26 protein-coding genes are annotated in these 24,491 nt (G+C 69.3%); 10 read left to right on the top strand and 16 right to left on the bottom strand.

The genetic code is table 11. The features are described 5' to 3' along the window. Positions 1-921 (top strand): ABC transporter permease, encoded by a 921-nt coding sequence (locus tag ABT367_RS10255; protein ID WP_352251541.1) that lies wholly within the window; start codon positions 1-3, stop codon positions 919-921. A 17-nt stretch (positions 922-938) separates the two neighbouring features. On the opposite strand, the gene ABT367_RS10250 is transcribed toward ABT367_RS10255, so the two are convergent. Beyond that, the gene (locus ABT367_RS10250) at positions 939-1,280 is read right to left on the bottom strand and encodes an ATP/GTP-binding protein (RefSeq protein ID WP_352251539.1); all 342 of its coding nucleotides are present in this window, start codon (positions 1,278-1,280) and stop codon (positions 939-941) included. Between the two features lie 294 nt (positions 1,281-1,574). On the opposite strand from ABT367_RS10250, the gene ABT367_RS10245 reads away from it, so the two are divergent. Further along, entirely contained in the window at positions 1,575-2,603 is a 1,029-nt protein-coding gene (locus ABT367_RS10245; RefSeq protein ID WP_352251537.1) for an LLM class flavin-dependent oxidoreductase, read from the top strand. A 60-nt stretch (positions 2,604-2,663) separates the two neighbouring features. Here ABT367_RS10245 and ABT367_RS10240 read toward each other — a convergent pair whose 3' ends face one another. After that, the gene (locus tag ABT367_RS10240) at positions 2,664-3,056 is read right to left on the bottom strand and encodes an SCO5389 family protein (RefSeq protein WP_352251535.1); all 393 of its coding nucleotides are present in this window, start codon (positions 3,054-3,056) and stop codon (positions 2,664-2,666) included. A 266-nt stretch (positions 3,057-3,322) separates the two neighbouring features. Here ABT367_RS10240 and nucS point away from each other — a divergent pair, with 266 nt between their 5' ends. Beyond that, positions 3,323-3,982 carry an endonuclease NucS gene (gene nucS / locus ABT367_RS10235; RefSeq protein WP_206343643.1) on the top strand — a complete coding sequence of 220 codons (660 nt, stop codon included), beginning with the start codon at positions 3,323-3,325 and terminating at the stop codon, positions 3,980-3,982. A 182-nt stretch (positions 3,983-4,164) separates the two neighbouring features. Here the strand turns inward: nucS and ABT367_RS10230 are convergent, their stop codons facing one another. From ABT367_RS10230 to ABT367_RS10215, 4 genes are all read right to left on the bottom strand, one after another. Beyond that, positions 4,165-6,675 carry an ATP-binding protein gene (locus ABT367_RS10230; protein WP_352251533.1) on the bottom strand — a complete coding sequence of 837 codons (2,511 nt, stop codon included), beginning with the start codon at positions 6,673-6,675 and terminating at the stop codon, positions 4,165-4,167. 289 nt (positions 6,676-6,964) lie between these two features. Continuing rightward, a complete protein-coding gene (locus tag ABT367_RS10225; protein WP_052579510.1) occupies positions 6,965-7,279 on the bottom strand; it encodes an STAS domain-containing protein in 315 nt (104 codons plus the stop codon). A 182-nt stretch (positions 7,280-7,461) separates the two neighbouring features. Next, positions 7,462-8,310 carry a 3-hydroxyacyl-CoA dehydrogenase family protein gene (locus tag ABT367_RS10220; protein ID WP_352251531.1) on the bottom strand — a complete coding sequence of 283 codons (849 nt, stop codon included), beginning with the start codon at positions 8,308-8,310 and terminating at the stop codon, positions 7,462-7,464. 167 nt (positions 8,311-8,477) lie between these two features. Then, positions 8,478-9,188, bottom strand: coding sequence for a TetR/AcrR family transcriptional regulator (locus tag ABT367_RS10215; RefSeq protein ID WP_352251529.1), 711 nt, complete (start codon positions 9,186-9,188; stop codon positions 8,478-8,480). A gap of 82 nt (positions 9,189-9,270) precedes the next feature. On the opposite strand from ABT367_RS10215, the gene ABT367_RS10210 reads away from it, so the two are divergent. From ABT367_RS10210 to ABT367_RS10200, 3 genes are read left to right on the top strand one after another with little or no spacing between them, the layout of a single operon-like run. After that, entirely contained in the window at positions 9,271-10,053 is a 783-nt protein-coding gene (locus ABT367_RS10210; protein WP_352251527.1) for an ABC transporter ATP-binding protein, read from the top strand. A gap of 31 nt (positions 10,054-10,084) precedes the next feature. Continuing rightward, positions 10,085-10,834, top strand: a complete 750-nt coding sequence (locus tag ABT367_RS10205; protein ID WP_352251525.1) for an ABC transporter permease — start codon at positions 10,085-10,087, stop codon at positions 10,832-10,834. A gap of 23 nt (positions 10,835-10,857) precedes the next feature. Continuing rightward, a complete protein-coding gene (locus tag ABT367_RS10200) occupies positions 10,858-11,433 on the top strand; it encodes a cob(I)yrinic acid a,c-diamide adenosyltransferase (RefSeq protein ID WP_352251523.1) in 576 nt (191 codons plus the stop codon). A gap of 89 nt (positions 11,434-11,522) precedes the next feature. Here the strand turns inward: ABT367_RS10200 and ABT367_RS10195 are convergent, their stop codons facing one another. Then, on the bottom strand, positions 11,523-12,176 hold the full coding sequence (locus ABT367_RS10195) for a TetR/AcrR family transcriptional regulator (protein ID WP_352251521.1): 654 nt from the start codon (positions 12,174-12,176) through the stop codon (positions 11,523-11,525). 285 nt (positions 12,177-12,461) lie between these two features. Here ABT367_RS10195 and ABT367_RS10190 point away from each other — a divergent pair, with 285 nt between their 5' ends. Next, complete coding sequence (locus ABT367_RS10190; protein ID WP_352251519.1) at positions 12,462-12,851, top strand: VOC family protein; 390 nt, start codon at positions 12,462-12,464, stop codon at positions 12,849-12,851. Positions 12,852-12,888: 37 nt separating this feature from the next. Here ABT367_RS10190 and ABT367_RS10185 read toward each other — a convergent pair whose 3' ends face one another. Next, positions 12,889-13,470, bottom strand: a complete 582-nt coding sequence (locus tag ABT367_RS10185) for a hypothetical protein (protein ID WP_352251517.1) — start codon at positions 13,468-13,470, stop codon at positions 12,889-12,891. A gap of 151 nt (positions 13,471-13,621) precedes the next feature. On the opposite strand from ABT367_RS10185, the gene ABT367_RS10180 reads away from it, so the two are divergent. From ABT367_RS10180 to ABT367_RS10170, 3 genes are all read left to right on the top strand, one after another. Next, the gene (locus ABT367_RS10180) at positions 13,622-14,803 is read left to right on the top strand and encodes a sensor histidine kinase (RefSeq protein WP_352251515.1); all 1,182 of its coding nucleotides are present in this window, start codon (positions 13,622-13,624) and stop codon (positions 14,801-14,803) included. After that, complete coding sequence (locus ABT367_RS10175; protein WP_352251513.1) at positions 14,800-15,477, top strand: response regulator transcription factor; 678 nt, start codon at positions 14,800-14,802, stop codon at positions 15,475-15,477. Before ABT367_RS10180 ends, ABT367_RS10175 begins: the two co-directional genes overlap by 4 nt. A gap of 192 nt (positions 15,478-15,669) precedes the next feature. After that, entirely contained in the window at positions 15,670-17,508 is a 1,839-nt protein-coding gene (locus ABT367_RS10170) for a glycoside hydrolase family 18 chitinase (RefSeq protein ID WP_352251511.1), read from the top strand. Between the two features lie 104 nt (positions 17,509-17,612). On the opposite strand, the gene ABT367_RS10165 is transcribed toward ABT367_RS10170, so the two are convergent. From ABT367_RS10165 to atpE, 8 genes are all read right to left on the bottom strand, one after another. Beyond that, positions 17,613-18,059 carry a DUF2550 domain-containing protein gene (locus ABT367_RS10165; RefSeq protein ID WP_352251509.1) on the bottom strand — a complete coding sequence of 149 codons (447 nt, stop codon included), beginning with the start codon at positions 18,057-18,059 and terminating at the stop codon, positions 17,613-17,615. Positions 18,060-18,189: 130 nt separating this feature from the next. Further along, the gene (locus tag ABT367_RS10160; RefSeq protein ID WP_187811833.1) at positions 18,190-18,564 is read right to left on the bottom strand and encodes a F0F1 ATP synthase subunit epsilon; all 375 of its coding nucleotides are present in this window, start codon (positions 18,562-18,564) and stop codon (positions 18,190-18,192) included. A 130-nt stretch (positions 18,565-18,694) separates the two neighbouring features. Further along, on the bottom strand, positions 18,695-20,131 hold the full coding sequence (gene atpD / locus ABT367_RS10155) for a F0F1 ATP synthase subunit beta (RefSeq protein WP_352251507.1): 1,437 nt from the start codon (positions 20,129-20,131) through the stop codon (positions 18,695-18,697). Further along, positions 20,131-21,048: a F0F1 ATP synthase subunit gamma gene (locus ABT367_RS10150; protein ID WP_352251505.1), complete on the bottom strand. Its 918-nt coding sequence runs from the start codon at positions 21,046-21,048 to the stop codon at positions 20,131-20,133. The genes atpD and ABT367_RS10150 overlap by 1 nt, the downstream gene beginning before the upstream one ends. Before the next feature lie 20 nt (positions 21,049-21,068). Beyond that, entirely contained in the window at positions 21,069-22,667 is a 1,599-nt protein-coding gene (gene atpA, locus ABT367_RS10145; protein ID WP_352251503.1) for a F0F1 ATP synthase subunit alpha, read from the bottom strand. A gap of 136 nt (positions 22,668-22,803) precedes the next feature. Further along, the gene (locus tag ABT367_RS10140; protein WP_352251501.1) at positions 22,804-23,625 is read right to left on the bottom strand and encodes a F0F1 ATP synthase subunit delta; all 822 of its coding nucleotides are present in this window, start codon (positions 23,623-23,625) and stop codon (positions 22,804-22,806) included. Continuing rightward, positions 23,622-24,182 (bottom strand): F0F1 ATP synthase subunit B, encoded by a 561-nt coding sequence (locus ABT367_RS10135; RefSeq protein WP_165331956.1) that lies wholly within the window; start codon positions 24,180-24,182, stop codon positions 23,622-23,624. The genes ABT367_RS10140 and ABT367_RS10135 overlap by 4 nt, the downstream gene beginning before the upstream one ends. Before the next feature lie 41 nt (positions 24,183-24,223). Next, the gene (gene atpE, locus ABT367_RS10130) at positions 24,224-24,469 is read right to left on the bottom strand and encodes an ATP synthase F0 subunit C (protein ID WP_352251499.1); all 246 of its coding nucleotides are present in this window, start codon (positions 24,467-24,469) and stop codon (positions 24,224-24,226) included. Positions 24,470-24,491 lie beyond the last annotated feature (22 nt).

Genomic DNA, 24,491 nt, shown 5'->3' with positions numbered 1-24,491 from the left:
ATGACAAACCAGCCCCCGCAGGCCGCCCCGGCCCCGATGCACCAGGCACCGGCGCAGTGGCAGGGCGCGCCCGCCGCGACCTACACCTCGCCGATCCCGATCCGCTCCACGCACCTGGGCCACGCCCTCGCCTCCGAGTGGACCAAGATCCGCTCGGTGCGCTCCACGATGTGGACGCTGGGCGTGATGTTCCTGCTCGTGCTCGGCATCAGCACGATGACCGCCATCGGCCTCTCCAGCTCCACCTACGCCGAGATCCCGCTGCTCTCGGGCGGGTTGTTCGGCCTGATGCTCGGCCAGATCTGCATCGTGACGCTCGGCGTCCTGGTGATCACTTCCGAGTACGGCACGGGCATGATCCGTACGACGATGACCGCCTGTCCCGCGCGCGGCCGGGTGCTCGCCGCGAAGGCGATCGTCTTCTTCTCGCTGTCGTTCACGATGACGCTGGTGGCCACCACGCTCACCGCGCTGATCCAGTCGGCGATGCTCGGCGGCAAGTCACCGGGCGAGTTCTCCTCCCTGCCGAAGGACTCGATCGTCAACGGCGAGGTCGTCGCCACCACCAACGAGTGGCTCGACGCGACCGTGGGCGCCTCGCTGTACGTCGCGCTGCTCGGTCTGCTCGCCCTGGCCGTCGGCGCGGTCCTGCGGCACTCGGCAGGTGCGATCACCACCATGCTCGCGGTCATCCTGCTGCCGCTGCTGCTCGCCCTGTTCATGCAGATGGAGAGCCTGCGCGACCTCCAGGAGGCGCTGATCGAGTACTCGCCCCTGAACGGCCTGGCGACCCTCTACCAGCTGCCCTTCATGGGCGACGAGGGCTCGGGCAGCGGCTGGGGACTGCTCGGCATCCTGGCCTGTGTGACCGTCGCGGCGCTCGCGGGCGCTTTCGCTCTCACCCACAAGCGTGACGTGTAACTCCCCCGGGCAACTGCTCAGTATCTAGGCGCATTACGGGACCGCTGCACCTGCGAGGTGCGGCGGTCCCTCGCGTTCCAGCAGGCCTTGTGCCAGTGCCTGCGGTCGTCGACCCCGCCATGCTGCGGCCAGGCCACCACATGCGGAACGCCGGACGGGATCTCCTGGTCGCAGCCCGGGCAGCGGTACGTCTTGCCGTTCGCACTCGCGCCCGCCACATGCCGTACGCGGTACTCCTCGCCCTGATGGTGCTCCTGGTGCTCGAAGCCGCCGTACCGTGTCCCGTTCTCCTCGTCGCCGCCTCGGTCCGATCCGCCGGCACCTCTACGAGGACGGGAGCGGTTTTTGCGCGGGGACACCAGAACACCTCACCGGCTGACGTCGCAGGGACTGCGTGAATACGGACAGCGACCAAGCCTACGCGTCATCGGACCGGGTACCCGCCCCGTACGGGGCATCGGGGCAGGCCTACCACAAGGGCCCCGCACAAGCGCACAACACAGCACATTCGACCTGGTGCGCGCTGATCTCATACGACTGTGCTTATTGAAGAAAGTGGGCCAACCTTTATGCAAGCCGTGCCTTTGGCACGTGTCAGGCGTTGTTGCCAGTAGGGGGAGTACCGCGTCGGCGCCAAGGAGGCAGGAGCAGCGATGCGTGTGGGAAGTTTTGTTCTCGCGGCCCAGTTCCCGGGCCAGGGCCAGGGGGAGGCCCTGCACCGTGCGGTGCGCAGTGCGGAGGTCGCCGAGGAAGCCGGGCTCGACTCGGTATGGCTGGCCGAGCACCACTTCGTGCCGTACGGGGTCTGCCCGTCGGCCACGACCCTGGCGGCGCTGCTGCTCGGGCGCACCCGGCGGATCCGGGTGGGCACCGCGGTCAGCGTGCTGCCCACCCAGCACCCGGTCATGCTCGGCGAACAGGCGGCGCTGCTCCATCTGACCAGCGGCGGCCGCTTCACGCTCGGCGTGGGACGCGGTGGGCCCTGGGTGGACCTGGAGGTCTTCGGTGCGGGCATCGAGGCGTACGAGAAGGGCTTTCCGGAGTCGCTCGACGTGCTGCACCGGTGGCTGACCGAGCCGAAGGTCGCGGCCTCGGGTGAGCGTTACGCATTCCGTGAAGTCCCCGTCGTACCCCGGCCCGACGAGGCCCTGAGCGGCCCGTCCGGACCGGAGCTGATCCTGGCCTGCACCTCGCCGTCGAGCGTGCGGCTCGCCGCGGAGCGCGGTCTGGCGATGCTGCTCGGGATGCACATCGGGGACGAGGAGAAGGCCGAGATGGTCGGGCTCTACCGTTCCTGCGCCCTGGCCGCCGGCCGGACACCGGACGAGATCGCCGCGGCGCAGCATGTGTCGGCGGGCGTGGCCCAGGTCGCGGACCGCACGGTGGAGGCGGCCGAGACGCTCCTGAAGGCGATGCCCGGCTGGCTGAAGCAGGGCCTGGACGCGCATGTCACCGTGGACGGGCGCGAACGCAGGATGCGCGACCCGCTGGCGTACACCCGACTCCTGTGCTCCATCCACCCGGTGGGCACCCCGAAGCTGTGCGCGGACCGGCTCGCGGCGACGGCCGAGCGCACCGGGATCACGCGGTTCGCCCTGCTCACGGAGGGCTCGGGAGATCTGGACTCGACCGAGGAGAATCTGCGGCGGCTCGGGGCGGACGTCCTGCCCCGGCTCGTGTGAAGCCGATGGGGGCTGCCGCCCCGGATACACCTCCCGCGTACGAGGCGGCAGCAACAGGCCTCAGCAGTCCCGCAGTTCAGGTGACTGGTTCAGCAGCTGGCCGCGGATCGAGGTGAAGCGGGCCAGCCTTTCGTCGGCTTCGGGACCGACGGGGAAAACAGCGACACGGTGGCAGTTCTGGAATGCCAGACGCACCCCGAAGTGGCGCTGCAGAGCACCACGTATCGCATCACTGGCCAGCGCGCGCAGCAGCTGACCTCGTGCCTGCTCGCTGGGCGGCGGGGTCTGGTTGTCGGCGAACTCTCCTCCGTCGACCTCCAGCTGTGCCACCAACGAGCTGATCATCTCCCATGCGTACGGCAGGGATGTCCGGACGCAGTCGACGAATTCCGCTTCGTCGACCTCGCCTCGCTCGGCCTGTTCCAACAGAGCCGGTGAGACGTCGAGCGACATGGGTTCTCCTCTCGCACCCCCGGGGAGCGGGGGCTGACGGATAGGGCCGGAAACCGCCTACGCAGCGTGCACGCCTCGCGACCTCCTGCTTCCACGGTAGGCAACGCATCGGGCGCGCACCAGGAGAAGGCGGCCACAACCGGCCAATAATCAACGGAGGTTGAACAGGGGCAAGCCGGGAGATTCCCCGGCACCCGGTACGGACCGCCGCTCGGTTTCCGGGGCGAATCGCGCGAACCCTGCCGCGTCGAGTAGCGTTGCCGACCATGCGTCTCGTCATCGCCCGCTGCTCCGTGGACTACGCGGGCCGGCTCACCGCCCACCTCCCGTCGGCCCCCCGCCTGATCCTCGTGAAGGCGGACGGCAGTGTCTCCATCCACGCGGACGACCGCGCCTACAAGCCGCTGAATTGGATGTCCCCGCCGTGCACCCTCAAGGAGGACGACGGTGTCTGGACGGTCATCAACAAAGCAGGCGAGAAACTGATCATCACGATGGAGGAGATCTTGCACGACTCCTCCCATGAGCTCGGGGTGGACCCCGGTCTGATCAAGGACGGCGTCGAGGCCCATCTGCAGGAACTGCTCGCCGACCGGATCGAGACCCTCGGCGAGGGCTACAGCCTGATCCGCCGCGAATACCCCACGGCCATCGGGCCGGTCGACATCCTGTGCCGGGACGCGGACGGGATGACCGTCGCGGTCGAGATCAAGCGGCGTGGCGAGATCGACGGCGTCGAGCAGCTCACCCGTTATCTCGAACTGCTCAACCGCGACCCGCACTTGGCGCCTGTGCGCGGTGTCTTCGCGGCCCAGGAGATCAAGCCGCAGGCCCGTGTGCTCGCCACGGACCGGAACATCGGCTGCACCGTGCTGGACTACAACGCGCTGCGCGGGATCGAGGACGACAAGCTGCGGCTGTTCTAGCCGGGGCTGTCCGGGCTGTTCCGGCCGGGCCTGTTCGGGCTGTCCCGGCCCGGCCTCTTCCGACCGCCGTCGCCTGGCTGCTTTTCTCCTACGGAAGCGGCCGCTCCACTCGTACGAAGAAGAACGCCCCGTCTCCCGGAGGGTTGTCCGGGAGACGGGGCGTTCCTGTCGTGCCGGGCGCCTCAGATGACGCCGGTCGCGCTCGTACTGTCGGCCGGGCTGCTGACGGGACCACTCGCCGACTCGCTCATGGACGGACTGTTGGACACCGGGACGCTGGCCGAGTCCGAGGTTGCAGGATCGGTCGGCGGGTCCGTCGGAGGGTCGGTCGGCGGGTCCGTGGGCGGGTCGGTCGGCGGGTCCGTGGGCGGGTCCGTCGTCGGGTCGGTCGGCGGGTCGGTCGGCGGCTTCGTAGTGGGCTTGTCCGTCGGCTTCGTCGGCTTGTCCGTCGGCTTCGTCGTCGGCTTGTCGCTGCCGCTCGGCTTGTCCGTAGGCTCGTCGCTCGACGCGGGCGGAGTCGGGTCGTCCGAAGTGCCCACGACGCCGTCCTCACCGGGATCGGCGGGCCGCTTCGTGGACGCGGCCTCGTCGTCCTTGTCCGGCTGGTCGGCGGGCAGCCCGTCGCCGTCGTCCTGCTCGCTGGCGGTCTGGTTGGGGCGCACCCGGTTCGAGGGGTCCTCGTCCGAGGTCGCCCCGAGCGTCACCACCGTGCCGAGCACGGCCGCGAGCAGCGCGCCCGCACCCGCCGCGACCAGATTGCGCCGGGTACCGCTGAGCACCGCACGGCCCGCTCCGCTCTTCGGCCGCCTGGCGCCGGGCACAGGAGCGGGCTGACGGGTGATCAGCGTCGGCGGCTCGGGGTCGGGTCCTGGCAGCGCGAACGCCGCCGGTACGCCGCCGGGCGGAGAAGCGGACTCCTCGTAACGGGCGTCCGGCACCTCTTCGCCGGCCGGGGTGCGGCCACCGTGCAGTACGCCACCGGAACGGTCGGCCACGAGGGCCAGCGCCCTGCGTCCCGATACCGTGCCGCGCTTGTCGGCGAGCGCGCCGCGCAGGCCTATGGAGGCCTCGAGCTCGGCGCGTGCCCGGTCGAGCCGGCCGCCGAGGAGCGCGAGTATCCCCAACTCGTGGTGGAAGTACGCCTCTTCGGCCACCTCTCCGGCCAGGCGCGCGGCCTCCTGGCCGGCCCTGAGCGCCCGCTCCCACACGCCCCAGTCGAGCCCGGCGGCATAGGCCGGCGCGGCGGTACGGGCGAGCAGGACGGCGGAGCTGGTGTGGCCCGGATCGGTCGAGCTCAGCAGGATCGCGAGGGCCGCGAGCGCGGCCTCCGCCTCGGCGACGGCCCGTTCGGGTGTCACCGAGGGGTGCCCGGCCCACCAGGAGTAGTGCTGGGCCGCGGTGTGCGCGAGCTCCGCGCGCTCCTCGGCGGTGTCGGCGTACCCGGCCGCGGTCAGCTGGGCCTGGACGCCCGCGGCGAGCCGCCAGCGCGAGCCGACGGGTGTGACGAGCGCGACGGCGGCGAGCTCGCCGAGCGCGGCGTCCGCGTGGGTGTCGCCGACGAGGGCGGGCAGATGGGCCTGGTGCGGCACCTCGCCGCCGAGTGCGACGGCGAACTTCAGGGTGGTACGGGCCGCTTCGCTGAGCCGCGAGGCGAGCAGCCTGGCGGGTGCGGCGCCCTCGGCGAGGGTCGGCAGCGGTACGTCGTGGCCGTCCTCGGCGTCGAAGGGCGCATCGACGGGAGCGTCGGCGTAGTACCCGTACTCGTCGAAGGCGGCCGGGTCGGCGCGCAGCAGGTCGCGCTGGCGGAGCAGCGCACCGGCCTGCACGAAGCGCAGCGGAAGGCCCTCGGACTCGAACCAGAGGTCACCGGCCCAGCCGGCCTCGTCGTCGGTGAGCGCGCGGCCCACCGCACGCTCCAGTAGCTCGAGTCCCGAGCTGCGGCTGAGCCCGCCGAGGAAGACCTCCTCGATGTGCGAGTCTCCGGACGGCGCGGCCACCTCGGGTGTCGCGGCGAGCAGGAAGGCGCACTCGGGAGTGGCCTCGAGGAACTCGTCGAGCGCGCTCCCGCCGAACTCGAGGTCGTCGACGACGACCACGGCTCCGATGTTCCGTATGAGATCCAGGACTTGGGCCCGGTCGGGGCGGTGCAGCGGCGACTTGTAGACGGCCGCGTACAGGTCGAAGAGCAGGTCCGCGGAGCCGCGCTTATGACCGTTCAGACGTACGACGCCGTCGGGTGCGAGGTCCAGGCAGTCCTCGGCGACGGTGTCGAGCAGCGCGGTGCGGCCGGAGCCGGACGGCCCGGTGAGACGGACGGAGCGGCCGCGGGCGAGCAGGCGCACGAGGCGCTCGCGCTCGTCCTGGCGCTCGAGCAGAACGCGGCGCGGCTGCTCGGGTCCCGGCGGCACCGGCGGCTTGGCCGCGCGGGCCAGCTCGGTGCGCTCGGCGAGCGTGAACTTGACCGGCCGCGGCGGAAGTTCGAGCGGCGGGCAGGGTTCGATCTCGCTGCCGTCCACAGGGTTCACCGTGAGCAGGAAGTCGCCCGAGACCAGCTGCACCGTGCGCGCGGGCACAGGGCTGCCGAAGTCGGGTGTGATGGCGTCGCGAGGCGGGCGCTGCGGTGCGCCTCCCCCGGCGTCGGAACGATCCTCGTCGTGACCGAAGTCTTGCGGTCCCCGGTTCGTCGGGTCCATGGTCAAAGCCCCCCAAAAGCGGATGTGCCTTGGCTTCCCCGGCCTTTCGCACACCACACTGTCGCTTCTGGTCCGGTGCTCTCTTGTTGAGTGAGCGACCGAACCTTAGACCTTCGCTCAGTATCTCCGAACAGCCGGGGTGCCGCGCCGTCCAGGACGTCACAGTCTCGTGAGGATTGCGTAAGTGCCGCGACTTGTCCCGGCTTATCGGACGCTGTCCCGCAACGTGCCCCACCCGCAGCGCGTGTGCGCCGATCCCGACCGCCGGCGCGAGTGCGCCGATCCCGACCTACAGCGGATGCGCGCCGATCCCGCCTTCGATGGCGAGGATCCGGTGCAGCCGCGTGGCCACCAGAAGGCGCTGCATCTGCGGCGGCACATTGCGCAGCACGAGCCGCCGGCCGCAGCGGCCGGCCTGGCGGTGCGCGCCCATGATCACGCCGAGGCCGGTGGCGTCCAGCGCGTCGAGACCCCCGAGGTCGAGCACGAGATCGCCCGCCCCTTCGTCCAGGGCGGAATGCAGCACGGTCCGGGCGTCCGCCGCGCTGCGGACGTCGAGGCTGCCCCCGACGGCCAGCTCGGCATGGTCGCCCCTGATGTACATATGCGCTCCCCGGAGTTGGTCCTCGACCGTCTGGTTTCGAAGTGGACTCTCAACCCAACTGACTGGCTTACGGACGCAGAAGTTGCCGTCCGTAAGCGAACCGATACCCAATTCACTCGTGCGAGGGACACCGGCGCGGAATCCGGCAGGAGATCTCCGCGCCGGCCGGTGTCAGTTCACGCTCAGTGCTTGTAGAAGCCCTGACCGCTCTTGCGGCCGATGTCCCCGGCGTCGACCATCCGGCGCATCAGCTCCGGCGGCGCGAACTTCTCGTCCTGGGACTCGGTGTAGATGTTGCTGGTCGCATGCAGCAGGATGTCGACGCCCGTGAGGTCCGCGGTGGCCAGCGGCCCCATGGCGTGTCCGAAGCCCAACTTGCAGGCGATGTCGATGTCTTCGGCGCTCGCGACACCCGACTCGTACAGCTTGGCGGCCTCGACGACGAGCGCCGAGATCAGCCGGGTGGTGACGAAGCCGGCGACATCGCGGTTGACGACGATGCAGGTCTTGCCGACCGACTCGGCGAACTCCCTCGTGGTGGCGAGGGTTTCGTCGCTGGTCTTGTAGCCGCGCACCAGTTCGCAGAGCTGCATCATCGGCACGGGCGAGAAGAAGTGCGCGCCCACGACCCGCTCGGGGCGCCCGGTGACGGCCGCGATCTTCGTGATCGGGATCGCGGAGGTGTTGGAGGCGAGCACCGCGTCGTCCCGCACGATCTTGTCGAGCGCCCGGAAGATCTCGTGCTTGACCTCGAGCTTCTCGAAGACGGCCTCGACGACGATGTCCGCGTCGGCGGCGCCTTCCAGTTCCGTGGTCGTGGTGATCCGGGCGAGCGCGGCCTCCGCGTCCTCGGCGGAGAGCTTGCCCTTGCTCACGAACTTCTCGTACGACTTCTTGATGCCGTCGGTGCCGCGGGTCAGGGCTTCGTCGGTGATGTCGCGCAGGACCACGTCCCAGCCCGCCTGGGCGGAGACCTGAGCGATTCCGGAACCCATGAGTCCGGCTCCGATGACGGCGAGCTTCCTGGCCACTGCGCGTTCTCCTGTCCCGCCGTACACACGACGCTGTGCGCACCACGCTGTACTTACCAACTGTTTACTGTGCTACCCGCCGGACACTAGCGGCCGTGAGACCGCGATGGGGGCCTACGAGATGCGCGTCACGCCCGATACGACGCACATCACACCGGGCCGGCCCATCAAGCGGTACGCACCGCGTAGTTGAGGATCTTTTCGCCCAGGATCTCCTCGAGTTCGTCGAGCAGGCACAGGGCCTCGCGGGAGACCTCCGCGGGGGCGCGCCCGGCGCACATCTCGCGGCCGATGAAGCCCATGACGGTCCCCTGCAGCCAGGCGAGCTGCCCGCCGACGAGCATCGGCAGCGGATCGCCGGGCGCGGCCCCGGTCTCCTCGCGCAAGGTGGCCTCGATGTCCTCCAGCGCCTCCTGCTGGATCCGCCACAGACGGGAGCGCAGGGCGGGTGCGTTCTCGATGACGCCCATGAAGGAGGCGTACCCCTCCATCAGACCGACGCGCGGCGAGACCGCCTCGACCTCGGCGCGGAACTCGCGCAGCACGGCACGGGCCGCGGACTCGCCCTTGTCGCGGGCGCGCACGAAGCGCGAGAGGCGGTCGACGACTCCCTTGGAGCGGTCGAGGAAGAGGTCTTCCTTGGCCGGGAAGTAGTTGTAGACCGTGTTGACCGAGACATCCGCGGCCTCGGCGATCTCGGCGATGGGCACGGCGTCGAAGCCGCGCTCCAGAAAGAGACCGGTCGCGATGTCGGAGATCCGCTGCCGCGTCTCGCGCTTCTTGCGCTCCCTGAGCCCCTCGGGCTTCGCCTGCGCCTGCTCCGGCTCCTGCTTCCGCCCCTGTTCCCGCTTCCGCCCCTGTTCCTGCTGCTTGGCCATGGGCACATCGTAGGCCCTTCTTGGGTTGGCTCAAATTTTGGGGAGGTTGCAAAATTTAAGTGACCCTGTTTTTCTGTACGGCATGGCAATCATCAGTACGGCCGGTCTGGCCCGGACCTTCCAGACCAAGCAGGGCCCGGTGGAAGCGGTCCGCGGGATCGACCTGACCGTTCAGCCGGGCGAGATCCTCGGCTTCCTCGGTCCGAACGGCGCGGGCAAGACCACCACCCTGCGGATGCTCACGACCCTGCTCGCCCCGACCGGCGGCGCGGCCACGGTCGCGGGCTGCGATCTCGTACGGGATCCCGCGGGCGTACGGGAGAAGTGCGGCTACGTGGCGCAGTCCGGCGGCGTCGACCCGAACATCCCGGTACGCGAGGAGCTGGTCACCCAGGGCCGGCTCTACCGGCTGACCAAGCCCCAAGCGGCCGCACGCACCGAGGAGTTGGCCGACGAGCTTGGCCTGGGCGAGCTGCTCGACCGCAAGTGCGCGGCGCTCTCCGGCGGACAGCGCCGCCGTCTCGACATCGCCATGGCGCTCACGCACCGGCCCGCGGTGCTCTTCCTCGACGAGCCCACGACCGGGCTCGATCCGGCCGGGCGCGCCGATCTGTGGGACCTGGTGCGGGGGTTGCGCGATCGGCACGGCACCACGGTCTTCCTGACCACGCACTACCTGGACGAGGCCGATGCGCTCGCGGACCGCCTCGTGATCGTCGACCACGGCACCGTCGTCGCCGAGGGCACCCCCGCCGCGCTCAAGGAGCGGTACGCGGGGTCGGCCGGGGCGAGCCTGCAGGACACGTTCCTCGCGATCACGGGCCGGGGTCCGGCTCCGCTCGACACGACGCCCGTCGCCGTATAGCCACCAGCTCTCCGCCGCTTAGGACTCCCCCATGCTGCTCCACGACACCGCGCTCATCTTCGGGCGCTACGCCCGCCAGACCCTCTCCTCCAAGTTCCAGATCCTCTTCGGCCTGCTGATGCCGCTGCTCTACCTCTTCTTCTTCGGCCCGCTCCTGACCGGTCTGCCCCTCGGCTCCCGGGGCAGTTCCTGGCAGGTCCTGGTGCCCGGGCTGCTGCTCCAACTCGGCCTGTTCGGCGCCTCGTTCTGCGGTTTCGGGATCATCGTCGAGAAGACGTACGGCGTGGTGGACCGTATGCGTGTCACCCCCGCCAGCCGGCTCGCCCTGCTGCTCGGCCGGGTGCTGCGCGACGCGCTGCTCTTCGCGTTCCAGTCGGTGCTCCTCGTGCTCGCCGCTCTGGTCATGGGGCTGCGCGCGCCGCTGGCCGGCCTCGTGGTCGGCTTCGTCTTCGTCGGGGTGCTCTCGATGTCGCTCGCGTCGCTGTCGTACGCGCTCGGTATGAAGGCGAACACCCCGACCGAGTTCGGGCCGGTGATCAATGCGCTCACCATGCCCGCGATGCTCCTGTCAGGACTGATGCTGCCGATGGCGCTCGCGCCCGGCTGGCTCGATGTCCTCTCCCACTTCGTGCCGCTGCGCTATCTCGTGGACGCGGTGCGCGCCGCGTACGTGGGCGACTTCGCCAGTACGCAGATGCTGTACGGAACGATCGCGGCCCTCGCGCTGTCCGCGGTCTCCGTGACGATCGGCACACGGCTGTTCGCCAAGGCCGGAGCCTGAACGGCTGGGCGTAGGCTCGGCTCATGGTCAATCTGACGCGCATCTACACCCGTACCGGCGACAAGGGCACCACGGCCCTCGGCGACATGAGCCGGACGCAGAAGACCGATCTGCGGATCTCGGCCTACGCCGACGCCAACGAGGCCAACGCCGTACTCGGCACCGCACTCGCACTCGGCGGTCTGGACGACGAGATCGAGAAGGTGCTCGTCCGGGTGCAGAACGACCTGTTCGACGTGGGCGCCGATCTGGCGACGCCCGTCGTGGAGAACCCGGAGTTCCCGCCGCTGCGCGTCGAGCAGTTCTACATCGACCGGCTCGAGGCGGACTGCGACCACTTCAACGAGCAGTTGGAGAAGCTCCGTTCGTTCATCCTGCCCGGCGGTACGCCCGGCGCCGCACTGCTCCACCAGGCCTGCACGGTGGTGCGGCGGGCCGAGCGCTCCACGTGGGCGGCGCTCGAGGTGCACGGCGAGACCATGAACCCGCTCACCGCCACCTACCTCAACCGCCTCTCCGACCTCCTGTTCATCCTGGCCCGTACGGCCAACAAGGAGCTCGGCGACGTGCTGTGGGTGCCGGGAGGTGAGCGGGACTAGTCCCGCTCACCTCCCGCAAGGGGCCTGCCCCCTCCCGTACGGGGCCGCCCCCCCTTCCCGTACAGGGCCGGCCCCGTACGCCCCCTTCGCTACGCGGTCGCGTAGTCGCCCAGCGAGGGTTCGAGCAGGTCGAAGGCGACCGCGGCCTCCGCGGTCACCACTTCGGCGATACGGGAGTTGTCCTCGCCGGCCAGGGTCAGCTCCTGGATCCGCTGGAACAGGGTGCGGTGGACCGCACCGAACAGCGCCGCGGCGGCGCGCGGCATGAAGTCCCCCTCCCCCGCACCCGTCGCCTTGGCCAGGGCCTCGGCGAGCGCCGTCTCCCGCAGGTCGTGCAGATCGCGCAGCCTCGCCGTCAGGGTCGGACTGTCGGCGATCATCCGCGAGAAGGCCGGCCCCGCGAATCCCGCGACGGGGCTGGCCCCGGCGGCTGCCTCCACGAAAGCCCCGCGCAGCGCATCCAGCGCCGATTCGCCGGGCTCCCGTTCGGCCACGATGTCGGCCAGCGCGGCAACGAAGGCGTCCTGGTGATCCAGGGCCAAGTCCTCTTTACGCGCGAAGTAGTTGGTCACCGTCTTCTTGGCGACCCGCGCGACCTCCGCGATCTCGGCGATGGTCGTCTGCTCGAAGCCCCGCTCGATGAAGAGGCGGGTGGCGTGGTCGGAGATGAGCTGCCGGGTCTCTTGCTTCTTCGATTCCCGCAGGCCGACGGGGGCGGCGGGGGCGGTGCTGTCAGTAGCCATGAGGCAATCTTACATTCGTAGCAATTTTACGTTGACACCCTGGCGCGCCTTTGTGTAAGTTTACGTCCGTCGCAAGTTTTCCACGGCAGAACGAAGACCCGACGGATGGAACGGAGTGCCCATGCGCGCACAGCACCGCAACAACCGCCACCAGCAGCCGCAGCAGACGACCACCCACCGCGTCCGCTACCTCCCGCCGCCACCGCGCAACCTGCCGCGTCGCAACGCACGTTGACCGACGCGCGCCCCCGCAGCCCGCTCGCCCCTGACCCGAGGAGAACCGCCGTGCAGATCACCGCATCCACCGTCTCGCTCACCGTCGACGACGTAGCCGCCTCGCAGCGGTTCTTCACCGAGCACCTCGGGTACAGCGAGCAGGCCGCCGCCGAAGGGTTCGCCTCGCTGACCCGGCCGGACGCCGCGGCCGACATCGTGCTGCTCGCCCGGGGCAACGAGATACTGCCGCCCGAACAGCGCGACCAGCGCGCCTCCGGCCTGATCCTGGCGTTCACGCTCACCGGGATCGAGGGTGAGGAGAAGCGGCTGCGCGACGCCGGCGTGCGGATCACCATGCCGCTGCGCGAAGAGCCGTGGGGCGAGCGCCTGTTCCAGGTGACCGACCCCAACGGCGTCGTCGTCCAGTTCGTGGAATGGGTGACCCCGGCGGCCGAATGACCACCGGGACCACCCCGTCCCGTCCCGCCCGCGGCGGTCACTGCTTGGTGAGCTCACGCTCCCGGTCGGTGGCCGCCGCGGTCGCGTTCGCCGGCGCCTTCTTCGGGAACAGGGTGTAGGCGGCGGCGATGACCACGTTGATACCGATCACGAAGACCATCTTGGCCTGCCACTGCTCGAGCGACGAGGTCTCGCCGTCCGGTCCGACGTACCAGATCGCACCCTGGAGCAGCGCCATCGCGATCGCCGCGGCGAGCACCCAGCGGGCGGCGAGCTTCCACTCGTGCACCGCACGGGCCATGCCGTACTTGGGCGTGACCGGCGCCGGTCCGCCCGCGAAGCGGTGGGCGACACGGACGTCCACCCACTTGATCGTGTAGTGGCCGAGCGCGATCGAGTAGCCGATGTAGACGGCCGCGAGACCGTGCTTCCAGTCCGGCTCGGCGCCGTTGCGCAGATCGATCGCCGTGACCACGAACAACACCACTTCGAGCAGCGGCTCGCAGAGCAGTACGGCGATGCTCGCGCGCGGCATCTTCGCCCAGTAGCGCAGGGCAAGACCTGCGGCCAGCAGCACCCAGAAGCCGACCTCGCAGATGATGATGAGCGTGACGATCACGGGACTCTCCTCTCGGCTGCTTCCAGCCTCCCGTGCGCATCGGCCCGCAGCATCGTCGGCGGTGAGGAATCACCGGTACATCGAAGGATGCAGTCGTTTCTCGGCCCCCGATGGGAGGCTGCGGTCTCCCCCGCCGTGTTGGATGGATGCCATGACCTGGCCCTCTCTCCGCCCGCACCGCGACGACGTACTGATCGCGGTCGGCGGGCTGCTCTCCGGGCTGCTGCTCTGGTCGCTCCATCTGGACACCCACCCGGGCCAGGGCCTGGACGACCGCCGGCTGACGTTGATCCCGCTGGCCGCGATGTCCGCTCTCGCGCTGCTGCGCCGCGCCCTGCCCCGTGCCGCCTTCGGCCTCGGCTTCCTGGTGCTGGTCATGGACCAGTTCGTCACCGGTTCCCTGGTCACCCTGATGCTCTTCACCGATCTCGTCTACGCCGCCGTGGTGTACGGCCCCCCGTCCGCGGTCCGCCGGATCCCGATTCTGACCGGGCTGATCTCGGTGGCCTCGATGGTGGCGCTGGTCGCCTGGTACCACGACGCGCAGGCGTTCCTGCTCGGGCTGATCATCGCGGCGGTGATCTTCGGGCCGGCGATGACCGGCGTCACCGTACGGCTCTGGCGTGACCGCGCCGACACCGCCGTCCTGCGCGCCGAGCAGACCGCCCTGCTCGCCGAGATGGACCGCACCCAGGCGGTCACCGCCGAACGCGCCCGGATGGCCCGCGAGCTGCACGACATGGTGGCCAACCACCTCTCCGCGATCGCCATCCACTCCACGGCCGCGCTCTCCCTCGACGACGCGAAAACCACCCGGGAAGCGCTCACCGTGATCCGCGAGAACAGTGTCGAGGGCCTCGCCGAGATGCGCCGCCTCATCGGCATCCTGCGCGACGACAGCGGCGACCTCGAACCGGCCGCGGCGCCGACTCTGGATGACGTGGGCACCCTGGTCGGACAGGCCCGCACCAACGGCCTCGCCATCACCTTCGAGGACACCCGCCCGCCGGGCTCCACCCTGCCCGCACCGGTCGAGCTGGCCGCGTACCGCATCGTGCAGGAGTCCCTGACCAATGCGCTCAAGCACGCCGCGCAGGGTGACGTACGCATCCGACTCGCCCAGGCGGACGGCCTGTTGGCCGTCGAGATCACCAGCCCCATCGGCCCCACCGAAGGCCCGCGCGCCCCCGGTTCGGGCGCCGGGCTCGTGGGGATGCGGGAGCGTGCCGCGCTGCTCAAGGGCTCCTTCACGGCAGGTCCGGCGCCCGACGCATACGGCAAGATCTGGCGCGTACGGGCCGAACTCCCCGTAACAGAAGGAGAATCCGCATGACCGAGCCGGCCGTCGAAGGCGCTCCCCCGATCCGCGTCCTGGTCGCCGAGGACCAGTCCGCCGTACGCGCCGGGCTTGTCCTGATCCTGCGCAGCGCCCCCGACATAGAGGTGGCCGGCGAGGCAGCGGACGGCGAGCAGGCGGTCGCGCTCGCCCGTGAACTGCGCCCGGACCTGGTCCTGATGGACATCCAGATGCCCCGCCTGGACGGCGTCTCGGCCACCCGCCAGGTGGTCTCCGAAGGCCTCGCCGACGTCCTCGTCCTGACCACCTTCGACCTCGACGAGTACGTCTTCGGCGCACTGCGCGCCGGCGCCTCGGGCTTCCTCCTGAAGAACACCGAGGCCAGGGATCTCCTCGCGGCGGTCCGCACGGTCGCACGCGGCGAGGGCCTGATCGCGCCCGCGGTGACCCGCCGGCTGATCGCGGAGTTCGCCGCCAAGCCCGTACGGGGCGGGGGCACCGCGCACGACCCGGCGATCCTCGACGCGCTGACCCGGCGCGAGCGCGAGGTGCTCTCCTGCCTCGGCCAGGGCCTGTCCAACGCCGAGACCGCGGAACGTCTGGACATGGCCGAGGCCACCGTGAAGACCCATGTGAGCCGGCTGCTCGGAAAGCTGGAGCTGCGCAGCAGGGTCCAAGCAGCGGTTCTGGCCCAGGAGTTGGGCGTCTGACCCGAGGCCGAACGCACTTCGGAAACTTCCTACCGAAATCGGCCGGAACTCAACTCCCCAGTGGTCCAGACCTATTGACGTAAGGTCCAGACCTTTCTACGCTCACCTCACTTCGCGGTGAGCACATGCCCCATCGTGCTCAGGGCAGCGCAGGTCCCACCCCCCTTTCCGGACCTCACGTCAGGAGGCGCGATGCGCTTCAGACCCACCCCCCGGGTACGCCACAGACTGATCGCAGGGCTCACCACCCTGATCCTCCCCTTCGCCGCACTCGTCGGCCTCTCCACCCCCGCCGCGGCCGCCGAAGCCACCGCCACGTACACCAAGTCCCAGGACTGGGGCACCGGCTTCGAAGGCAAGTGGACCGTCAAGAACACCGGCACCGCCTCCATATCCGCCTGGACCGTCGAATGGGACTTCCCGTCCGGCACCTCGGTGACCTCCGGCTGGGACGCGGACTTCACCAGCTCGGGCAACCACTGGACGGCGAAGAACAAGTCGTGGAACGGGACGCTCGCCCCCGGCGCCTCGGTCACCTTCGGGTTCAACGGCTCGGGCTCCGGCTCCCCCTCCAACTGCAAGCTGAACGGCGCCAGTTGTGACGGCGGACCCACCGTCCCCGGCGACAACCCGCCGAGCGCGCCCGGCACCCCCACGGCCTCCGACATCACCGACACCTCGGTGAAGCTGAGCTGGAGCGCGGCCACCGACGACAAGGGCGTCAAGAACTACGACGTGCTGCGCGACGGTTCCGTCGTGGCCACCGTGACGGGCACGAGCTACACCAACACCGGTCTGACCGCCGGCACCGACTACTCGTACTCGGTCAAGGCACGCGACACCGCCGACCAGACCGGACCGGTCAGCGGCGCCCGCGCGGTGCGCACCACCGGCGGGGGCGGCCAGCCCGAGCCGGGCGACAAGGTGAAGCTGGGCTACTTCGTGGAGTGGGGCGTCTACGGCCGCAACTACCACGTGAAGAACCTGGTGAGCTCCGGCTCGGCGGCGAAGATCACGCACATCAACTACGCCTTCGCCAACGTCAAGAACGGCCAGTGCACGATGGACGACTCGTTCGCGGCCATCGACAAGGCGTACACGGCCGACCAGTCCGTGGACGGCGTCGCCGACACCTGGGACCAGCCGCTGCGCGGCAACTTCAACCAGCTGCGCAAGCTGAAGGCCAAGTACCCGCACATCAAGATCCTGTACTCCGTCGGCGGCTGGACCTACTCCGGCGGCTTCGGCCAGGCCGCGCAGAACCCGGCCGCGTTCGCCGAGTCCTGCTACAAGCTGGTCGAGGACCCGCGCTGGGCCGATGTCTTCGACGGCATCGACATCGACTGGGAGTACCCCAACGCCTGTGGTCTGACCTGTGACACCAGCGGACCCGCGGCCTTCAAGAACGTCATGTCCGCGCTGCGCACCAAGTTCGGCGCGAACAACCTGGTCACGGCTGCGATCACGGCCGACGCCACCTCGGGCGGCAAGATCGACGCCGCCGACTACGGCGGCGCCGCGCAGTACTCGGACTGGTACAACGTGATGACGTACGACTTCTTCGGCGCCTGGGCCAAGACCGGACCGACGGCTCCGCACTCCCCGCTCACGCCGTACACCGGGATCCCGCAGGACGGCTTCACGTCCTCGCAGGCCATCGCCAAGCTGAAGGCCAAGGGCGTACCGGCCTCGAAGCTGCTGCTCGGCATCGGCTTCTACGGCCGCGGCTGGACGGGCGTCACGCAGGCGGCACCCGGCGGCACCGCGACCGGACCCGCCGCGGGTACGTACGAGGCCGGGATCGAGGACTACAAGGTCCTCAAGGGCAAGTGCCCGGCGAACGGCACGGTGGCCGGCACGGCCTACGCGCACTGCGGCAGCGACTGGTGGTCGTACGACACTCCCGCGACGGTCGGCTCCAAGATGACCTGGGCCAAGAACCAGGGCCTCGGCGGCGCCTTCTTCTGGGAGTTCAGCGGAGACACCGCGAACGGCGAACTGGCCACCGCGATCCACAACGGTCTCGGCTAGCCGGCCCGCGGTCCACTGACGACCGGACCGCACACGAACGAAGCCGGAGCCGGCGAGTCTGCCCCTCGCCCGCTCCGGCTTCACCCATGCGGATACGCCGGTCGCTACGCCACGTTCACCCGCTGGCCGGGCGGCGCCGCCTCCAGCCAGGCGAGGAAACCGGTCAGCGCGTCCTCCGACATGGCGAGCTCCAGACGCGTACCGCGAAGCTTGCACCCCAGCACGATCGCGTCGGAGAGCAGCGCGACCTCCTCGTCCCCGTCCGGGGAACGGCGGTCGACGACCTCGATGGCGGAGCGCTCGAGGATACGGCGCGGCCTCGGCGCGTACGAGAAGACGCGGAACCACTCGATCCGGTCACCGCTGTAGCGGGCGACCCCGTAACTCCAGCCCTTGCCGGACGTATCCCCCGCCTCCGGGGCGTCCCAGCGCAGGGAGCAGTCGAAGGTGCCGCCGGAACGCTGGATCAGGCGTCGGCGCAAGCCGAACACGAACAACCCGACCAGGACCACGGCGACCACCAGGCCGCAGACAAGCAGAGCGAGGACCATGAGCACCGACCTCCTCGACTCGTCACGTTACGCAACCGACTTTGTCCCGCATTCACCTCAGCCGCGGCCGGTACTGGCGAAAACCAGTCCCGGCCGCGGCTGAGTCACGTACTCTCCGGCGTCGCCTCCGTCAGCGCGTGGCGACGGCGCGCAGACGAACGTCCGCGCGACGCTCGGCACCGGCGTCGGCATCCGACTTGGCGCGCTCGAGAGCGCGCTCCGCACGCTGGACATCGATCTCGTCCGCCAGCTCGACGATCTCGGCCAGCAGCGAAAGCTTGTTGTCCGCGAACGAGATGAATCCGCCGTGCACCGCGGCAACGACAGTCTCACCCGCACTCGTACGAATGGTCACCGGGCCCGATTCCAGCACACCGAGCAGCGGCTGGTGACCGGGCATGACGCCGATGTCGCCGGACGTGGTGCGCGCCACGACCAGGGTGGCCTCGCCGGACCAGACCTGGCGGTCGGCGGCGACCAGCTCGACGTGCAGCTCAGCAGCCAAGATGGCTCCTCGGGTCACCACCCGGCGGTTATGCCGGGTGTTGGGTCAAATTCTAGTGGGCGTATCGCAGGGGGCGGGACGCACCCGCCCCCTGCCGAAGTCACATGGCTCACTCACATGAGCCGGTGCTTCAGGAGACGCCCAGCTCCTTGGCGGCCTTCTTGAGGTCGTCGAGGCCACCGCACATGAAGAACGCCTGCTCCGGGAAGTGGTCGTACTCACCGTCGATGATCGCGTTAAAGGCCGCGATCGACTCGTCCAGCGGGACGTCCGACCCGTCGACGCCGGTGAACTGCTTGGCGACGTGGGTGTTCTGGGACAGGAAGCGCTCCACGCGACGGGCGCGCTGCACGACCAGCTTGTCCTCTTCGCCGAGCTCGTCGATACCGAGAATGGCGATGATGTCCTGGAGGTCCTTGTACTTCTGCAGGATCCCCTTGACGCGCATCGCGGCGTTGTAGTGGTCCGCCGCGATGTACCGCGGGTCGAGGATGCGGGACGTCGAGTCCAGCGGGTCCACGGCCGGGTAGATGCCCTTCTCGGAGATCGGACGGGAGAGAACCGTCGTCGCGTCGAGGTGGGCGAAGGTGGTGGCCGGGGCCGGGTCGGTCAGGTCGTCCGCGGGGACGTAGATCGCCTGCATCGAGGTGATCGAGTGACCACGGGTCGAGGTGATGCGCTCCTGGAGGAGGCCCATCTCGTCGGCCAGGTTCGGCTGGTAGCCCACCGCGGAGGGCATACGGCCGAGCAGGGTCGAGACCTCGGAACCGGCCTGCGTGAAGCGGAAGATGTTGTCGATGAAGAACAGCACGTCCTGCTTCTGCACATCGCGGAAGTACTCCGCCATGGTCAGACCGGCAAGGGCCACGCGCAGACGGGTGCCCGGCGGCTCGTCCATCTGACCGAAGACCAGTGCGGTCTTGTCGATGACGCCCGACTCGGCCATCTCCTCGATGAGGTCGTTGCCCTCACGGGTGCGCTCACCGACACCGGCGAACACGGAGACACCGTCGTGGTTGTTGGCGACGCGGTAGATCATCTCCTGGATGAGCACCGTCTTGCCGACGCCGGCACCACCGAACAGACCGATCTTTCCACCCTTGACGTACGGGGTGAGAAGGTCGATGACCTTGACGCCGGTCTCGAACATCTCGGTCTTCGACTCGAGCTCGTCGAAGTTCGGGGCCTTGCGGTGGATGGACCAGCGCTCGCCCTCGTACTTGTCGTCGGTGTTCAGGACCTCGCCGAGGGTGTTGAACACCTTGCCCTTGGTGAAGTCACCGACCGGGACGGTGATGCCGTCGCCGGTGTCGGTCACCGGGGCCTGGCGGACCAGACCGTCGGTGGGCTGCATCGAGATCGCGCGGACCACGCCGTCACCCAGGTGCTGGGCGACCTCGAGGGTCAGCGTCTTCTTCTCGCCGTCCTTGGCCGGGTCGGCGACCTCGACGTGCAGGGCGTTGTAGATGTCGGGCATCGCGTCGACGGGGAACTCCACGTCGACGACCGGGCCGATGACCCGGGCGACGCGGCCCGTAGCCGTGGCCGTCTCAGTTGTCGTCGTCATTACTTGTCACTCCCCGCGGTCGCGTCGGCCAGAGCGGCAGAGCCACCGACGATCTCGCTGATTTCCTGGGTGATTTCGGCCTGGCGGGCCGCGTTGGCAAGCCGGGAAAGGTTGTTGATCAGATCCCCGGCGTTGTCGGTGGCCGACTTCATCGCGCGGCGCGTGGCGGCGTGCTTGGAAGCAGCCGACTGGAGCAGCGCGTTGTAGATACGGCTCTCGACGTAGCGCGGCAGCAGGGCGTCGAGGACGTCCTCCGCCGACGGCTCGAAGTCGTAGAGCGGGCGGATCTCGTCCTTGGTGCCCGCTTCCTTGGCGACCTCTTCGAGGCTGAGCGGAAGCAGTCGGGCCTCGACCGCGTTCTGCGTCATCATCGAGACGAACTCGGTGTAGACGAGGTGGAGTTCATCCACGCCGCCCTCCGCCGTCTCCTTCTCGATGGCCTCGATGAGCGGACCCGCTACCAGCTTGGCGTCGCCGTAGGCGGGCTCGTCCGTGAAGCCCGTCCACGACTCGACGACCTTGCGCTCACGGAAGTTGTAGTGCGCGAGACCACGGCGGCCGACGATGAACGTGTCGACCTCCTTGCCCTCGGCCCGCAGCTTCTCGGTGAGCTGCTCCGCGGCCTTGATGGCGTTGGAGTTGAAGGCGCCGGCCAGACCGCGGTCGCTCGTCAGGAGCAGAACAGCGGCCCGGGTCGGGTTCTCCGCCTCGGTGGTCAGCGGGTGCTTGTCGCTCGCACCCGTGGCCACCGCGGTGACCGCGCGGGTCAGCTCGGTCGCGTACGGCGTGGAGGCCGCCACCTTGCGCTGCGCCTTGACGACGCGCGAGGCGGCGATCATCTCCATCGCCTTGGTGATCTTCTTCGTCGCGGTGACGGACCGGATGCGACGCTTGTAGACCCGGAGCTGGGCTCCCATGAGTCAGGTCCCTTCCGTCGTCACTTGGAGACGTTGACGGCAGCCGGAGCGTCCTCGCCGATCAGCTTGCCGTCCGAGGTCTCGAACTGCTTCTTGAACTCGGTGATGGCGTCCGCGACGGCCGTGAGAGTGTCGTCGGACATCTTGCCGCCCTCCTTGATGGAGGTCATGAGGCCCTGCTCCTTGCGGTGCAGGTACTCCAGGAGCTCCTTCTCGAAGCGGCGGATGTCCTCGACCGGTACGTCGTCCATCTTGCCGGTGGTGCCGGCCCAGACGGAGACGACCTGGTCCTCGGTGGCCATCGGCTGGTACTGAGCCTGCTTGAGCAGCTCGACCATGCGCTGACCGCGCTCCAGCTGCGACTTCGACGCGGCGTCCAGGTCGGAGCCGAAGGCGGCGAACGCCTCGAGCTCACGGAACTGGGCGAGGTCCACGCGGAGGCGGCCGGAGACCTGCTTCATCGCCTTGTGCTGCGCGGAACCACCGACTCGGGAGACGGAGATACCGACGTTCAGCGCGGGGCGCTGACCGGCGTTGAAGAGGTCCGACTCCAGGAAGCACTGGCCGTCGGTGATGGAGATGACGTTGGTCGGGATGAACGCCGAGACGTCGTTGGCCTTGGTCTCGACGATCGGCAGACCGGTCATCGAGCCCTTGCCCATCTCGTCCGAGAGCTTCGCGCAGCGCTCGAGCAGACGGGAGTGCAGGTAGAAGACGTCACCCGGGTAGGCCTCACGCCCCGGCGGGCGACGGAGCAGCAGGGACACGGCGCGGTAGGCGTCGGCCTGCTTCGAGAGGTCGTCGAAGATGATGAGGACGTGCTTGCCCTCGTACATCCAGTGCTGGCCGATGGCCGAACCGGTGTAGGGGGCCAGGTACTTGAAGCCCGCCGGGTCGGACGCCGGGGCGGCGACGATGGTCGTGTACTCCAGCGCGCCGGCCTCTTCGAGCGCACCACGCACGGAGGCGATGGTGGAGCCCTTCTGACCGATGGCGACGTAGATGCAGCGGACCTGCTTGTTCACGTCGCCCGAGCGCCAGTTGTCGCGCTGGTTGATGATCGTGTCGACGGCCAGGGCGGTCTTGCCGGTCTGACGGTCACCGATGATCAGCTGACGCTGGCCACGGCCGATCGGGGTCATCGCGTCGACGGCCTTGTAGCCGGTCTCCATCGGCTCGTGCACCGACTTCCGGGCCATGACGCCCGGTGCCTGCAGCTCGAGGGCGCGGCGGCCGGTGGACTCGATCTCGCCGAGGCCGTCGATCGGGTTGCCGAGCGGGTCGACGACGCGACCCAGGTAACCGTCACCGACTGCGACGGAGAGCACCTCACCGGTGCGCTGCACCGGCTGGCCCTCCTCGATGCCGCTGAACTCGCCGAGCACGATGGCACCGATCTCACGCTCTTCGAGGTTGAGCGCGAGACCGAGGGTGCCGTCCTCGAACTTCAGCAGTTCGTTGGCCATGGCCGAGGGAAGGCCCTCGACCTTCGCGATGCCGTCGCCGGCAAGGCTGACCGTACCGACCTCCTCGCGCGAGGCCGCGTCCGGCTTGTACGCCTGGACAAAGTTCTCCAGCGCGTCCCGGATCTCCTCCGGCCGGATCGTGAGCTCCGCCATCTGGGTTCCCTGCTCTCCTTGTTGGGCCCGAAGTTTCACTTGGGGGGTGTTCCTGATCGGACTCCCCCCACAAAGAGGTGAATCCTCTGCACGGCCCAACCGGGCCGTCGGTATTACGTGTTGAGTTGGTGAGGCGTCAGCCGGTCACACGGCGAGCGGCGTCATCGATACGGTCCGCGATCGAACCGTTGATGATCTCGTCGCCGACCTGCACCCGGATCCCGCCGAGGACCGTGGGGTCCACGTCGAGGTTGAGGTGCATCTCACGGCCGTACAGCTTGGCGAGGGCACCGCCCAGACGCTGCTTCTGCGCGTCGGACAGGGGCACCGCCGACGTGACGACGGCGACCATCCGGCTACGACGCTCCGCAGCGAGCTTCGAGAGGGACTCGAGGCCCCCTTCAAGGCTACGTCCACGGGGCGCGGTCACCAGGCGCGTGACGAGACGCTCCGTGACCGGCTCCGCACGACCGCCGAGCAGGCTGTGAAGGAGTTCGGTCTTGGCCGCCTTCACCGCGGCGCGGTCCGTGAGGGCCGCACGCAGCTCGGTGCTCGAGGAGACGATCCGGCCGAACCGGAACAGCTCGTCCTCGACGCTGTCGAGCGTGCCGTTCTTCTGCGCAGCGGTCAGGTCCGCGGTGGCGGCGAGCTGCTCGAGCCCGTCGACCAGGTCGCGGGGGGATGACCAGCGGGACCGCACGAGACCCGCCACCAGGTCGGCGGTCTCACCGCTCACCTGGCCGCCGAGCAGACGCTCGGCGAGCTGGGCCTTGGCCTCACCGGACTGCGCCGGGTCGGTCAGGACCCGACGCAGCGAGACCTCGCGGTCGAGCAGCGCGGTGACCGAGGCCAGCTCGTCCGCGAGCTTCGCCGCGTCGACCGAGGTGTTGTCGGTCAGTGCGTCGAGACGCTCGCGTCCGGCGGCCAGTGCCTCGCGGCTGGCTCCGTGCGCAGTCATCGAGTCGCCTCTGCCTTCTCCTCGAGCTCGTCGAGGAAGCGGTCGATCACACGGCTCTGACGAGCGTGGTCGTCGAGGGACTCGCCGACCAGCTTGCCGGCCAGGGTCGTGGCGAGGGTGCCGACGTCCTGGCGCAGCGCGGACGAGGCGGCCTTGCGGTCGGCCTCGATCTGGGCGTGACCGGCGGCGACGATCTCCTCACGCTGCCGCTGGCCTTCCGCGCGCATCTCGGCGATGAGCGTGGCGCCCTGCTCCTGCGCCTCCTGGCGCAGCCGCGCGGCCTCGTGACGGGCCTCGGCCAGCTGGGCCTTGTACTGCTCGAGAACGGACTGGGCCTCGGCCTGCATGGCCTCGGCGTTCTCAATGCCGCCTTCGATCTTCTCGTGGCGCTCTTCCAGAACCTTGTTGATGTTCGGAAGGAGCTTCTTCCAGAAGAAGAAGAACACGATGGCGAAGGCGATGGTGCCGACCAGCAGCTCGGGGCCGGGCGGGATGAGCGGGTTCTGCTCCTCCGCGTGCCCGCCTTCCGCAGCCAGCTGCACAAGGGTGGCGATCACATCAGTGCCTTTCGTCGGGTGGGGCTGTTCGTCTCAGGCGATCAGGAGCCGTAGACGAACGGCATGACGATGCCGATGAGGGCGAGCGCCTCACAGAAGGCGAAACCGAGGATCTGGTTGGCACGGATCAGACCGGCAGCTTCAGGCTGACGGGCCAGGGCCTCGGTGCCCTTACCGAAGACGATGCCGACGCCGACGCCGGGGCCGATGGCGGCGAGACCGTAGCCGATGGAGCCGAGGGCCTTGATGTCACCCTGCAGAGCGGCGAGCTCAACGATCGCGGACATGCCGTTACTTCCTTCTCTTTCA

The sequence above is a fragment of the Streptomyces mesophilus genome (assembly GCF_040300965.1).
Lineage (GTDB): Bacteria > Actinomycetota > Actinomycetes > Streptomycetales > Streptomycetaceae > Streptomyces > Streptomyces mesophilus_A.
Note: the sequence above shows the minus strand (reverse complement) of the source record. Positions and strands in the feature narration are given on the sequence as shown.